Genomic DNA, 13,490 nt, shown 5'->3' with positions numbered 1-13,490 from the left:
TCCGGCTCTATAAACGACGTAATAATTTTGCCGGATTTCCCGCATACACGCCTTTCTCGGTGATCGATTTGGTCACCACGCTTCCCGCGCCGACGACCGCGCCATCGCAGATAGTGACCGCCAGAATGGTCGCTCCGCTGCCGATCGAGACATCGTCGCCAATCGTAATACGTCCCCAACTATTGCGGTCGGCATTGGGTTTTCCTTCGCGAAACATATCGTTGGCGAACATCACGCCGTGACCGATAAAACAGCGAGCGCCGAGGGTGACATATTCGCAGATGAAGGTGTGCGACTAAATTTTGCTGTCTGCGCCAATCTGCGTATTACCCTGGATTTCAACAAATGGTCCGACAAAAACGTTGTCCCCCAATGTGCAGTCGTAGAGATTTGCGGGTTCATAGATCACCACGTTCTCACCGCAGGTAACGTTGCGAACAGCGGATTGTCTTAGCTGCATAATTCATCCTGTGAAATGTGTCGTGACATACATCATTCCCTGCTGACCTTTCTTGCACAAAATATAAACAAAAAATGTAGATCTCTGTCACATTTTTGCGTTATACAGGAACCTCGCCACTGAGTAAGAGGTGCTGTTATGACGTCGCTATCTCGTCCACGCGTGGAGTTTATCTCCACTATTTTACAGACCGTGTTGAATCTGGGGTTGCTGAGTCTGGGCCTGATTCTGGTCGTATTCCTCGGGAAAGAAACGCTGCATCTGGCGGATGTGCTGTTCGCGCCGGAACAAACCAGCAAGTATGAACTGGTGGAAGGGCTGGTGGTTTACTTTCTCTACTTTGAATTTATCGCGCTGATTGTGAAGTACTTTCAGTCAGGTTTTCACTTTCCGCTGCGCTACTTTGTCTATATCGGGATCACTGCGATTGTGCGGCTGATCATTGTCGATCATAAAGCGCCGATGGATGTTCTGATCTATTCTGCGGCGATCCTGCTGCTGGTGATCACCCTGTGGCTGTGTAATTCCAAACGGCTGAAGCGAGAGTAAAAGACAACACGCCGCAATTGGGCTGCGGCGTGTTTTGGGTAAAAATTACTGCGCAGAGGCCGGCTGGGTTTTCTCCGCCGCGGGTTCCCACAGTTCTTCAAATTTATCCACCGTCATGATCGCCAATACGGTAAAGCTAAGGTTGATCACGCCGATGGCGATAACGCCTGCGCCAAACTAATTCTGTTTAATTTGTCGAGTTTCAGGCGAAAAATTGAATTGCAGTGATGGGGGCACGAAAGGAAATAATCGTAAGCGTAATGCAAAATAACATAAAAAAAGGGCGCTCCGTAGAGCGCCGAATAACAGTCACAGGTTGGGATAACATAAGTTGAGGGTTGCAGTGGCATTGCCCGTTGCCGGGCAGTTACTTCGGTAAAACTTAACCTTTCACACCACCCGCCGTCAGTCCGTTGACCAGCCAGCGCTGTGCCAGCAGGAACACCAGAGTGATCGGAATGGCTGAAAGTACAGCTGCGGCGGCAAAGTCGCCCCACAAATAGTTCTGTGGATTGAGGTACTGCTGCATACCTACCGCAAGGGTATAGCTGTTCACATCACGCAGCAGCAGTGATGCGACCGGTACTTCGGTAATCGCGGCAATGAAAGACAGAATAAACACGACCGCCAGAATCGGAACGGAAAGCGGCAGCAACACCAGGCGGAATGCCTGCCATGGCGTTGCGCCATCCAGCGCGGCCGCTTCTTCCAGCGAACCGTCGATGGTTTCGAAATAGCCCTTAATCGTCCACACATGCAGCGCAATACCGCCGAGATAGGCGAAGATCACGCCACCGTGAGTGTTCAGACCAATAAACGGAATGTACTGGCCCAGGCGGTCAAACAAAGCATACAACGCGACCAGAGACAGCACCGCCGGGAACATCTGGAATATCAGCATCCCTTTCAGCAGGGTTGCTTTGCCCGGGAAACGCATACGGGCAAAGGCGTAAGCGCAGGTGGTGGAAAGCGTCACGATACCGATCGCGGTAATGGTGGCTACTTTCACCGAGTTCCACAGCCATAACAGCACCGGGAACGGCGGCGGCGTCACGCGGCCATCCGCATGCTCAACGCTAAAGCCCAGCGCCAGTTTCCAGTGTTCCCAGGAGATGTTTTCCGGGATCAGGCTGCCGGTGGCAAAGTTACCTTCACGCAGCGAGATAGCGATAACCATCAGCAGCGGGAACATGATCGCTGCAATGAAAATCAGCAGCAGCAAGTGCGTTGTTAAGAGACGCAGTTTCTGAGATTTGGGTTGTACCATAGCCATGTTCGTTGTCTCCCTTAATCAAACTTCATACGCGTGGCTTTCAGGTTCACGATGGCCAGCGCACCGACCAGCAGGAAGATCAGCGTGGCAATCGCCGCCGCCAGACCGAAGTCCTGACCACCGCCGCCTTCGAAGGCGATACGGTAGGTGTAGCTCACGAGCAGGTCGGTATAGCCTGCTGGCGTGGTGGTACCAAGACGGTCTGGACCACCGTTGGTCAACAGTTGAATCAGCACGAAGTTGTTAAAGTTAAAGGCGAAGCTGGCGATCATCAGCGGCGTCAGCGGCTTAATCAGCAGTGGCAACGTAATCTTAAAGAAGTTCTGGAACGGACCTGCACCATCCATCGCCGACGCTTCATACAGGTCGTCAGGGATCGCTTTAAGCAGACCCATGCACAGGATCATCATGTACGGGTAACCAAGCCAGGTGTTGACGATAATAATCATCGAACGCGCGGTGGTTGGGTCGCTGAACCAGGCCGGTTTGATGCCAAACAGTGCGCTCAGCATCATGTTGATTTCACCGAAGCTCTGGTTGAACAGTCCTTTGAAAATCAGAATCGAAATAAACGACGGTACGGCATACGGCAGAATCAGCAGGACACGGTAAATCGCTTTGCCTTTGAGAGACTCCCACTGTACGAGACAGGCTAGTACCATCCCCACGGCCACGGTGAGGATCACGGTCAGAACGGAGAAGACCACCGTCCAGACAAAGATGGCGAAGAACGGTTTCTGAATGCCTTCGTCGGTAAATACGCGGGTGAAGTTGTCCCAACCGATGGCAACGGTATAGCCTGGGCTGAGTTTTTCGTTACCCCAGCTACCGTCAGCGTTAATTGCCTGATAATAACCAATATCGTTGTTGGCGCGGTATTTTACGCCGCTTTGGCTGTTGGTGAGCGTGCCGTCATCAGCGAGCGTATAGAGTGGCTGCGTGCCGGAAAACTGGCGCAGTGAACTCATAATCACTTTGCTTTCATCCGGCAGGATGGCGGTGAGTTGGGTTAACGCCTGGCGATTTTGCGTGATGATACGCAGCGTCGCACGTTCGCCCGTTGGCAGCGCCTCGGCTTCTTTCAACTGCAGTTTCTGTTCGCCGCCAAATTTAAAGGCGTCGGAGAGATAATTCTTGCCGGTTTCTCCGTCGGTGAGGGCCAGTTGCCACTCCGTACCCGCCGGATACAGGCCGAAGTTGTAGGTTTTCCCCGCCTGATAAGAACGGTCCATCAGGACTTCCTGAGCACGTTCAAAGGTCAGTTGGTTGGTGCTGCTGTAGTTGGTAAAGGCAATTGCGATAGTACAAATTAGCGGAAACAGGACAAACAGCCCCATCCCTGCAACGCCTGGGTAAACATAGCGCCAGGCGTAGGCTTTACGGTTAGCAAAAATATACAGGCCAGCAGAGCTTAAAATCAGCGTCATGATGGCAAACAGGTACTCCCCCTGAGCATACATCAAAACAACAAGGTAACCGACCAGCAGCCCAAGCAGACCCATCACTGACCATTTCAGCCGGTCGCTTTGCCACCAGTGTTTCTTTTTAATGACATCCATGGGGATCAATCCTCTTTACGCTTTATCCTTCGCACTACCTCTTTGTTGGCTGCGGAAGCTCACCCCAGTCACTTACTTATGTAAGCTCCTGGGGATTTGCCTCCTTGCCGCCTCGATGTAGCGCGAGTGATTTCGCGTAACAACGTATTCAATAAACCTGATTCCCTAAGAAATAAGGGAAACCGTATTACTTGGTGATACGACCTTGTGCATCTTTCAGCGCGGCATCGACGGTCTGACGGCCGCTGGCAGCGTTGATCACTGCGGTACGAACGGCATACCAGAATGCGGACATCTGCGGGATGTTCGGCATGATCTCGCCTTTCTGGGCGTTATCCATGGTGGCCGCGATACGCGGGTCTTTCGCTAACTGATCCTGGAAGGATTTCAGCGCAACCGCGCCCAGCGGTTTGTCCTTATTCACTTCATCCAGACCCTGATCGGTCAGCAGGTAGTTTTCGAGGAACTCTTTTGCCAGTTCTTTGTTCGGGCTGGCAGCGTTGATACCTGCGCTCAGAACGCCCACGAACGGTTTGGACGGTTTACCCTTGAAGGTTGGCAGCAGGGCAACGCCGTAATTCACCTTGCTCTTATCGATGTTGGACCACGCCCACGGACCGTTGATGGTCATCGCGGTGTCACCTTTGTTAAAGGCCGCTTCGGCGATGGAGTAATCGGTATCCGCGTTCATGTGTTTGTTCTTGATCAGATCAACCAGGAAGGTCAGACCCGCTTTTGCGCCCGCGTTGTCCACGCCCACGTCTTTCACGTCGTACTTGCCGTTTTCAAACTTGAACGCGTAACCGCCGTCGGCGGCAATCAGCGGCCAGGTGAAGTACGGTTCTTGCAGGTTGAACATCAGCGCGGATTTTCCTTTCGCCTTCAGCTCTTTATCCAGCGCAGGAATTTCTTCCCAGGTTTTTGGCGGGTTCGGAACGAGGTCTTTGTTGTAAATCAGCGACAGCGCTTCAACCGCGATCGGGTAGGCAATCAGTTTGCCGTTATAGCGTACGGCATCCCAGGTGAACGGATAGAGTTTGTCCTGGAACGCTTTATCTGGGGTGATTTCAGCCAACAGGCCAGACTGAGCGTAGCCGCCAAAACGGTCATGTGCCCAGAAGATGATGTCCGGGCCATCGCCAGTCGCGGCAACCTGTGGGAACTTCTCTTCCAGTTTGTCCGGGTGCTCAATGGTGACTTTGATACCAGTGTCTTTCTCGAATTTTTTGCCCACTTCAGCGAGGCCGTTATAGCCTTTGTCGCCGTTAATCCAGATAACCAGCTTACCTTCTTCAATCTTGGCGAGAGCCGAGGCGGAAAACATCATCGTCGTTAATGCAGACAATGCGAGGATGCGTGCGCCAGTTTTGATTTTCATAGTTCCCATCCTGTTTGGTGATTTTGCAGAGGTGGCTTAACGGTTACTAGTTTCTTTATACGACAACCTCTTTCCATCCTCCTTACCCCTACGCCCCACCCGCTCTTTATGTGATCTGTGTTACATAAATGTGAGTATTGCGTACTGGCGCACATAAAAACCCACTGATTTTTGCAGGCTGCATCACGAAATTCCTCCGCGGCGTACGGCCCGGGTCTCAGACGCTGTTCTCTCATCCTCCCGCCTCCTCCCCCATAAAAAAGCCGGGGGTGGAGGATTCACGCAGTCAAGGGATCACGCATAGTCAGCCCATCATGAATGTTGCTGTCGATGACAGGTTGTAACGAAGGGAGAAGGGCATGGCGAGCGTACAGCTGCGAAATGTAACGAAAGCCTGGGGTGACGTGGTGGTATCGAAAGATATCAATCTCGACATTCACGAAGGGGAATTCGTGGTGTTTGTCGGACCGTCAGGCTGCGGTAAGTCGACCTTGCTGCGTATGATCGCTGGACTTGAAACCATCACCAGTGGTGACCTGTTTATCGGGGAGACCCGGATGAACGACATTCCCCCCGCCGAACGCGGCGTGGGCATGGTCTTTCAGTCCTACGCGTTGTATCCCCATTTATCCGTCGCAGAAAACATGTCGTTTGGCCTCAAACTGGCTGGCGCAAAAAAAGAGGTGATGAATCAGCGCGTGAATCAGGTCGCGGAAGTTCTGCAACTGGCGCACCTGCTGGAGCGTAAACCGAAAGCGCTTTCCGGCGGACAACGTCAGCGTGTGGCGATTGGCCGAACGCTGGTTGCCGAGCCGCGCGTATTCCTGCTGGATGAACCGTTGTCGAACCTCGACGCCGCTCTGCGTGTGCAAATGCGTATTGAAATCTCCCGCCTGCATAAACGTCTTGGCCGCACGATGATTTACGTCACCCACGATCAGGTCGAAGCGATGACGCTGGCCGACAAAATTGTGGTGCTGGATGCTGGTCGCGTGGCGCAGGTCGGCAAACCGCTGGAGCTATACCACTATCCGGCCGACCGCTTTGTGGCGGGCTTTATTGGGTCGCCGAAGATGAACTTCCTGCCGGTGAAAGTCACCGGGACGGCCATCGATCAGGTGCAGGTTGAACTACCCAACCGCCAGCAAATATGGCTACCAGTGGACAGCCATGCGGTACAGGTTGGTGCCAACATGTCTTTAGGTATCCGCCCGGAACATCTGCTGCCCAGCGATATCGCCGATGTCACCCTCGAAGGTGAAGTGCAGGTGGTCGAGCAGCTTGGTCACGAAACTCAAATTCATATCCAGATCCCCGCCATCCGTCAAAACCTGGTTTACCGCCAGAATGACGTGGTGTTGGTAGAAGAGGGTGCCACATTCGCTATCGGCCTGCCGCCAGAGCGTTGCCATCTGTTCCGTGAGGATGGCACTGCATGTCGTCGGTTGCATCAAGAGCCGGGCGTTTAAGGTCCCCATAAAAAACGAAACGCAAAGCCATTCGAAGCTACATCGAGGCGGCAAGTAAATGAATCCCCGGGAGTGTACAAAGAGTACGCGACTGGGGTGAAAGAACGCAGCCAACAAAGAGGCAGCCCGAAGGGGGACGCGTTTAAAGAAAAGCAATGATCTCAGGAGATAGAACGATGATTACTCTGCGCAAACTCCCTCTGGCGGTTGCTGTAGCAGCAGGCATTATGTCTGTTCAGGCAATGGCTGTAGATTTCCACGGTTACGCTCGTTCCGGTATTGGCTGGACAGGGAGTGGCGGTGAACAACAGTGTTTCCAGGCAACCGGTGCACAAAGTAAATACCGTCTTGGTAACGAATGTGAAACCTATGCGGAAATCAAATTAGGTCAGGAAGTGTGGAAAGAAGGCGATAAGAGCTTCTACTTCGACACCAACGTTGCTTACTCCGTCGCACAGCAGAATGACTGGGAAGGCACAGACCCGGCATTCCGTGAAGCAAACGTGCAGGGTAAAAACCTGATCGAATGGCTGCCAGGCTCCACTATCTGGGCCGGTAAGCGCTTCTACCAGCGTCATGACGTACACATGATCGACTTCTACTACTGGGATATTTCAGGTCCTGGCGCCGGTATTGAAAACATCGATCTGGGCTTCGGTAAACTGTCTTTGGCGGCGAGCCGTTCACAGGAAGCGGGTGGTTCATACGCTTTCAGCAGCCAGAATATCTATGATCGTACCAAAGACACCGCGAACGATGTATTTGACGTTCGTTTAGCGCAGTTGGCAACTAACCCGGATGGGATGTTGGAACTGGGCGTTGACTATGGTCGCGCGAATACCACCGACGATTACAGGCTGGCGGACGGCGCATCTAAAGATGGTTGGATGTTCACCGCTGAACATACCCAGAGCATGCTGAAGGGCTACAACAAGTTTGTCGTTCAGTACGCCACAGATTCCATGACCACCCAGGGCAAAGGCCTGAACCAGGGTTCTTATGGTTCTTCCACTACGACCATTGAAGATCCCGTTACTGGCGTTAAAACCAACTATGCCAACAATGTTGTGAATAACAACGGTAGCCTGTTCCGCGTGCTGGACCACGGTGCAATCTCCCTGGGCGACAAGTGGGACCTGATGTACGTCGGTATGTACCAGAACCTCGACATGGATAACGACCTGGGGACCGAATGGTACACCGTTGGTATTCGCCCGATGTATAAATGGACGCCAATCATGAGCACCCTGCTGGAAGTCGGTTACGACAACGTCAAATCTCAGCAGACCAGCGATCGCAACAGCCAGTACAAAATCACCCTGGCCCAACAATGGCAGGCGGGTGACAGCATCTGGTCTCGTCCGGCAATCCGCGTCTTCGCAACCTATGCAAAATGGGATGAAGAGTGGGGTTACATCAAAAAGGGTAACGACGTAACCAAATTCGCAGCGGCAACGAACTCTGGTCTCAGCACAACCAGCCGTGGCGACAACGATGAGTGGTCCTTCGGTGCCCAGATGGAAATCTGGTGGTAATTCAGCACTAACCTGACGTAAAGACCGAAAGAGGGGCGCAAGCCCCTCTTGATTACGGTTTAGCGCGCTATTGCCTGGCCACCGCTGAACCCATGCTATCTGAGGTGATAACAATGAAAATGAAGAAAAGTCTCGTTGCCCTTTGTTTATCTGCAGGGTTATTTGCCAGCGCACCTGGCATCAGCCTGGCCGATGTGAATATTGTTCCGCAGAACACCACCGCGGCCCCATCTATTCCCACTGCGGCGCTGCAGCAGTTAACCTGGACGCCTGTTGATCAATCCAAAACCCAGTCTTCGCCGCTTGCGACAGCGGGTCAGCGTCTGGATGTCGCCGGTATTACCGGCCCGGTCGCTGCGTATAGCGTCCCGGCGAATATTGGCGAGCTCACTCTGACGCTGTCCAGTGAAGTGAATAAACAAACCAGCGTATTTGCGCCAAACGTATTAATTCTTGACCAAAACATGACGCCATCTGCGTTCTTCCCCAGCAGCTATTTTACCTACCAGGAGCCCGGCGTGATGAGTGCCGATCGTCTGGAAGGGGTAATGCGTCTGACGCCAGCGCTGGGTCAGCAAAAACTCTATGTTTTGGTCTTTACCACTGATAAAGATCTCCAGCAGACCACAACCCTGCTTGACCCGGCAAAAGCCTATGCCAAGGGCGTAGGTAACGCTATTCCGGATATTCCAGACCCGATCGCCCGTCATACCACCGACGGTTTACTGAAACTGAAAGTCAAAACCAGCTCCTCCTCCAGTGTTTTGGTCGGGCCGCTGTTTGGCTCATCCGGCCCTGGTCCTGTCACGGTGGGCAATACCGCCGCGCCAGCTGTGACCTATGCGGCTCCGGCAGCAGCCGTTGCGGCTCCAGCGCCACAACCGGTGAAGAAAAGTGAGCCGATGCTGAACGACACGGAAAGTTATTTTAACCAGGGCATTAAGGATGCCGTTGCGAAAGGCGATGTCGATAAAGCGCTGAAGCTGCTTGATGAAGCTGAGCGTCTGGGATCCAAATCTGCCCGATCCACCTTTATCAGCAGTGTAAAAGGCAAGGGGTAAACATCGCCCCGCATTGTTGATTTTGCAACAACTGGTGCGTCTCCTGGCGCACCTTTTTTTATCCTTCGGTGCTAATTGTTACACTTATGTTGCTCTGGCGATCACTTAATTGTGTTTGCTCACCCCGTAATGCATTTTCTGCGATACAATGCCTTCAAGTTATAAATCGGAGAGTAAGGCATGCCACACCCTGCGTTAACGCAACTGCGTGCGCTGCGTTATTTTGATGCGATCCCGGCGCTGGACGCCCAACTGCTCGACTGGTTGTTACTGGAAGATTCCATGACTAAACGTTTTGAGCAGCAGGGAAAACAGGTCACCGTAACGTTGATTCGCGAAGCATTCGTTGGGCAAAATGAGGTGCCTGAAGAGCTGCCGCTGCTGCCTAAAGAGTCCCGTTATTGGTTACGTGAGATCCTGTTATGCGCGGATGGTGAACCCTGGCTTGCCGGGCGGACCGTGGTGCCTGAATCAACCTTGTGCGGCCCTGAGCTGGCCTTACAAAATCTGGGGAAAACCCCGCTCGGACGTTACCTGTTTACATCATCGACATTGACCCGAGATTTTATTGAGATTGGCCGCGATGCAGCGCTGTGGGGGCGCCGTTCCCGCCTGCGGCTGAGCGGTAAGCCGCTGATGCTTACCGAGCTTTTTCTACCTGCATCGCCGTTGTACTGAGAGGAAGATAAAGATGGAGTGGAGTCTGACGCAGAATAAGCTGCTGGCATTTCACCGCTTGATGCGTACGGATAAGCCAATCGGTGCCTTACTGCTGCTCTGGCCTACGCTGTGGGCATTGTGGGTGGCAACCCCAGGCATGCCGCAATTGTGGATCCTGGCGGTTTTTGTCGCTGGCGTTTGGTTAATGCGCGCCGCCGGCTGCGTGGTGAATGATTATGCCGACAGGAAATTTGACGGACATGTTAAACGCACCGCAAATCGCCCGTTGCCGAGCGGGGCCGTCACTGAAAAAGAGGCCCGAACGCTGTTCGTCGTATTGGTACTGCTGGCCTTCCTGCTGGTTTTGACGCTCAACACGATGACCATTTTGTTGTCCGTTGCGGCGTTAGCGTTGGCGTGGGTTTACCCGTTCATGAAGCGCTATACGCACCTGCCGCAGGTGGTGCTGGGGGCGGCGTTTGGCTGGTCGATCCCGATGGCGTTCGCCGCCGTGAGCGAGTCCGTACCGCTGAGCTGCTGGCTGATGTTCCTCGCCAATATTCTCTGGGCGGTGGCCTACGACACGCAGTATGCGATGGTTGACCGCGATGATGACCTGAAGATCGGCATTAAATCGACCGCGATTCTGTTCGGTCAAAACGACAAGCTGATCATTGGTATCCTGCAGGTGGGCGTACTGGTGCTGATGGCGCTGGTGGGTTGGCTAAACGGGCTGGGACTGGGTTATTACTGGTCTCTGCTGGTGGCTGGCGCGCTGTTTGTATATCAGCAGAAACTGATCGTCAATCGCGAGCGTGATGCCTGTTTTAAAGCGTTTATGAACAATAACTACGTCGGTCTGGTGCTGTTCTTAGGGCTGGCGATGAGCTACTGGCATTTTTGAGTTTGGCTTAGCCTGCAAAATAAAAAACCGGTCATTTCATTTCGACCGGTTTTTTTATGCTTACTCGCCCTGTGTGGCGCTCTCGATGGTCAGACGCACATCTGACGTGACCAGTTCGGCCAACATCTGATAGATCTTCATCGTCTCTTCCGGTTCGGCATCTCCGGTATCGCTGATGAATCCCTCGTCACGCAGCGTCAGCACCAGAGAGCTGAACACGGCTTTATCGAAGAATTCCGGCGCGTTAATGCCGTGCAGTACGGAGAGGCGTTGCGCCACGGTACGGCTCTCTTTCTCCAGCGTGCCACGGTTGATAGACGGGTTCGCGCTCAGCAGCCAGAAGGTAATGGCGTAGCGTTGCAACGTCTCGCGAGCACCCGCCGCCAACAGCTGTAGCGTACGGGAGCGGGCCGGATTGATATGCAGTTCGTCATCGTTCAGGGCGATCAGTCCCTGGCGCTGCATTTCGCTGGCCAGTTCGTCAATCACTCCGGCGAGTTCATCACGCTCCCAACGTAAGAACAGCTCTGCTTTCAGCATCGGGTACAGCGCATCAATATGCTGCTGTAGCGCGGCGCGTGAAATACGACGATGCTGAGTCACAATGGCTGCCATCAACGAAGGCAGAACCAGCATATGCGCAATGTTGTTGCGGTAATACGTCATCAATACCGCCTGCTCGCGCGGCAGAATGATGATGTCACCGATGGTGTCTTTCTCGACCTCAAACTTATTCATCTGTAAGGCATGGTCGATCAATTCACTGGCGCTCTGCGCAGGAACCGTACAATCTGCCGCGTACGGCACGTTACGCAGCAGACTCAGATAGCAGTCGAGCTGTTCAGTCAGTTGCTCACGGGTCAGAGAGCGCTGGCGGGAGGCCAACAGCGCGGTACAGCACAGGTTCATGGCATTGGCCGCGCCTGCATTGTTAATGCGTACCATCAGATCGGCGGCAATGCTATTCACCGTCGGCGTCAGCCAGGCTGGGCGGATGGACTCGATCGGATCGATCGATTCACGCCACTCCGGTACATGCTGGTTGAGGTAAGTCATCAATGGCATCGGTTCGCCAAAGTTGACATAACCCTGGCCCAGATTACGCAGCTTGCTCAAGCCACGCAGCATTTGCGGCAAACTCTCTTTCTCTTTCGTCGCGCCACGCAGCTCTTTCGCGTACGTGCCCACTTCCATTACGTGCTCGTAGCCGATGTAGATGGGGACGAGGGTAATCGGACGCGTACCGCCGCGCAGCATCGCCTGAATGGTCATCGATAGCGTGCCGGTTTTCGGGTCGAGCAGACGCCCGGTACGTGAACGGCCTCCTTCGACAAAGTATTCAACCGAGTAGCCGCGGCTGAACAACTCGCCCAGGTATTCGCGGAAAACGGTGGAATAGAGCTTGTTGCCCTTGAAGGTACGACGAATAAAGAACGCGCCCAGACGACGGAAAATCGGACCTGCTGGCCAGAAGTTCAGGTTGATACCGGCAGCGATGTGCGGCGGAACCAGCCCCTGGTGGTACAGAACGTACGACAGCAGCATATAGTCCATATGGCTGCGGTGGCACGGAACATAGACGATTTCGTGCCCATCGTGCGCCAACTGACGTACACGCTCCGCATTGTGAACGTTAATCCCCTGATACAGACGGTTCCAGGTAAAGCCCAGAATACGGTCTGTCAGACGAATCATCTCGTAGGAGAAGTTGGCGGCAATCTCTTCCATCAGCGCAATGGCATTTTGCTGCGCTTTTTCGTGGGAGATTTTTTTACTGCGCGCTTCATCTTCTACCGCGCGAGCGATAGCTTTTGAGGCCAGCAGCTTATTAAACAGGTCCTGGCGGGCAGGGAGGCGCGGGCCGACTGCGGCCAGACGCTGACGAGCAAAGTGCATGCGCGCCACGCGAGCCAGTTTCTGAGCGATGATTTTATCCGTACCGTGTTCGTCCGCCATGCGACGCAGGGAGACCGACGGGGAGAAGCGGACAAAACTGTCGCGACCCAGCCAGGACACAGCAAAGAATTTCTGTACGCCGTTCAGCATGCGCAGCGGCGGATTGACCTCGCCTTTTTCACGCCCAGGCGCACGGCCAAACATCACCGAAACCGGCACCATTTGCACATCCAGGTCTGGATTGCTGCGATGCAAGTCGAGATAGTTATGGAACAGCTTAATGGACTCTTCTTTCGGCGTGTAATAGGTGAACACGCGCGGGCCGCCGTGAATAAACACGTAGCGCGGCAGCAGAGTTCCGTCTATCTCCAGCGGTTCCAGGGGATCCGGGAGATCGTGCACCAGACATTGGGCACGCAGCGTCAGCAAGTCTGCTTTTGAATTGTACGGTAGGACGTACATAATGGGACGCGAAGTATCGAGCCCCAATTCCGGGGCAGGTTCTGCCGGAATAGACTTGCTTTTTACCAGGACGCTTAATGGTAAATTCAGTAATTTGTAGTAAATTCGTGGCCAGCCGGACATAAACGATGTAAAGCCTCTGGTTAATAATGCAAATGCGCTGCAAGGATATCAGAAAGTTTAGTGAATTTCTGGTGTATCCGGTCATACTTCGCGCTGCTTTGCCACACCCTGAAACAAACGGGGTAACGTTACAATGACATTGACGCTAATAATGTAAAAAG

The 13,490-nt window shown here is 53.5% G+C and carries 10 protein-coding genes and 1 pseudogene; 6 read left to right on the top strand and 5 right to left on the bottom strand.

All coding sequences use genetic code 11. The annotated features are described in order from the left end of the window. Positions 1 to 7: 7 nt before the first annotated feature. Positions 8 to 460: pseudogene (locus HV345_RS21915) on the bottom strand (acyltransferase). Between the two features lie 138 nt (positions 461 to 598). On the opposite strand from HV345_RS21915, the gene psiE reads away from it, so the two are divergent. Next, positions 599 to 1,009: a phosphate-starvation-inducible protein PsiE gene (psiE, locus tag HV345_RS21910; protein WP_003031674.1), complete on the top strand. Its 411-nt coding sequence runs from the start codon at positions 599 to 601 to the stop codon at positions 1,007 to 1,009. 382 nt (positions 1,010 to 1,391) lie between these two features. Here psiE and malG read toward each other — a convergent pair whose 3' ends face one another. The 3 genes from malG to malE form a co-directional block, all read right to left on the bottom strand. Further along, the gene (malG, locus tag HV345_RS21905; protein WP_016155340.1) at positions 1,392 to 2,282 is read right to left on the bottom strand and encodes a maltose ABC transporter permease MalG; all 891 of its coding nucleotides are present in this window, start codon (positions 2,280 to 2,282) and stop codon (positions 1,392 to 1,394) included. A gap of 14 nt (positions 2,283 to 2,296) precedes the next feature. After that, the gene (gene malF / locus HV345_RS21900) at positions 2,297 to 3,841 is read right to left on the bottom strand and encodes a maltose ABC transporter permease MalF (protein WP_181636050.1); all 1,545 of its coding nucleotides are present in this window, start codon (positions 3,839 to 3,841) and stop codon (positions 2,297 to 2,299) included. A gap of 187 nt (positions 3,842 to 4,028) precedes the next feature. Further along, positions 4,029 to 5,219, bottom strand: a complete 1,191-nt coding sequence (gene malE, locus HV345_RS21895) for a maltose/maltodextrin ABC transporter substrate-binding protein MalE (protein WP_016155342.1) — start codon at positions 5,217 to 5,219, stop codon at positions 4,029 to 4,031. Positions 5,220 to 5,578: 359 nt separating this feature from the next. On the opposite strand from malE, the gene malK reads away from it, so the two are divergent. The 5 genes from malK (at position 5,579) to ubiA (ending at position 10,848) form a co-directional block, all read left to right on the top strand. Then, positions 5,579 to 6,688: a maltose/maltodextrin ABC transporter ATP-binding protein MalK gene (malK, locus tag HV345_RS21890; RefSeq protein WP_016155343.1), complete on the top strand. Its 1,110-nt coding sequence runs from the start codon at positions 5,579 to 5,581 to the stop codon at positions 6,686 to 6,688. Positions 6,689 to 6,864: 176 nt separating this feature from the next. Further along, the gene (locus tag HV345_RS21885) at positions 6,865 to 8,223 is read left to right on the top strand and encodes a maltoporin (protein ID WP_181636049.1); all 1,359 of its coding nucleotides are present in this window, start codon (positions 6,865 to 6,867) and stop codon (positions 8,221 to 8,223) included. A gap of 113 nt (positions 8,224 to 8,336) precedes the next feature. Continuing rightward, the gene (gene malM, locus HV345_RS21880) at positions 8,337 to 9,284 is read left to right on the top strand and encodes a maltose operon protein MalM (RefSeq protein WP_016155345.1); all 948 of its coding nucleotides are present in this window, start codon (positions 8,337 to 8,339) and stop codon (positions 9,282 to 9,284) included. 180 nt (positions 9,285 to 9,464) lie between these two features. Beyond that, positions 9,465 to 9,962 (top strand): chorismate lyase, encoded by a 498-nt coding sequence (gene ubiC, locus HV345_RS21875; RefSeq protein WP_016155346.1) that lies wholly within the window; start codon positions 9,465 to 9,467, stop codon positions 9,960 to 9,962. Positions 9,963 to 9,975: 13 nt separating this feature from the next. After that, positions 9,976 to 10,848, top strand: coding sequence for a 4-hydroxybenzoate octaprenyltransferase (gene ubiA, locus HV345_RS21870; RefSeq protein ID WP_003826589.1), 873 nt, complete (start codon positions 9,976 to 9,978; stop codon positions 10,846 to 10,848). 60 nt (positions 10,849 to 10,908) lie between these two features. Here the strand turns inward: ubiA and plsB are convergent, their stop codons facing one another. Beyond that, complete coding sequence (gene plsB / locus HV345_RS21865; protein WP_016155442.1) at positions 10,909 to 13,329, bottom strand: glycerol-3-phosphate 1-O-acyltransferase PlsB; 2,421 nt, start codon at positions 13,327 to 13,329, stop codon at positions 10,909 to 10,911. Between the last annotated feature and the right edge of the window lie 161 nt (positions 13,330 to 13,490).

Source organism: Citrobacter sp. RHBSTW-00986 (genome assembly GCF_013783065.1).
In the GTDB taxonomy this organism is placed as follows: domain Bacteria; phylum Pseudomonadota; class Gammaproteobacteria; order Enterobacterales; family Enterobacteriaceae; genus Citrobacter; species Citrobacter braakii.
This window is presented reverse-complemented; position numbering and strand designations above follow the sequence as displayed.

What these genes read in the sequence shown, in the direction of transcription:
- psiE (WP_003031674.1), top strand. Translation starts at nt 599, where the DNA reads ATGACGTCGCTATCTCGTCCACGCGTGGAGTTTATCTCCACTATTTTA.
- malG (WP_016155340.1), bottom strand. Translation starts at nt 2,282, where the DNA reads ATGGCTATGGTACAACCCAAATCTCAGAAACTGCGTCTCTTAACAACG.
- malF (WP_181636050.1), bottom strand. Translation starts at nt 3,841, where the DNA reads ATGGATGTCATTAAAAAGAAACACTGGTGGCAAAGCGACCGGCTGAAA.
- malE (WP_016155342.1), bottom strand. Translation starts at nt 5,219, where the DNA reads ATGAAAATCAAAACTGGCGCACGCATCCTCGCATTGTCTGCATTAACG.
- malK (WP_016155343.1), top strand. Translation starts at nt 5,579, where the DNA reads ATGGCGAGCGTACAGCTGCGAAATGTAACGAAAGCCTGGGGTGACGTG.
- HV345_RS21885 (WP_181636049.1), top strand. Translation starts at nt 6,865, where the DNA reads ATGATTACTCTGCGCAAACTCCCTCTGGCGGTTGCTGTAGCAGCAGGC.
- malM (WP_016155345.1), top strand. Translation starts at nt 8,337, where the DNA reads ATGAAAATGAAGAAAAGTCTCGTTGCCCTTTGTTTATCTGCAGGGTTA.
- ubiC (WP_016155346.1), top strand. Translation starts at nt 9,465, where the DNA reads ATGCCACACCCTGCGTTAACGCAACTGCGTGCGCTGCGTTATTTTGAT.
- ubiA (WP_003826589.1), top strand. Translation starts at nt 9,976, where the DNA reads ATGGAGTGGAGTCTGACGCAGAATAAGCTGCTGGCATTTCACCGCTTG.
- plsB (WP_016155442.1), bottom strand. Translation starts at nt 13,329, where the DNA reads ATGTCCGGCTGGCCACGAATTTACTACAAATTACTGAATTTACCATTA.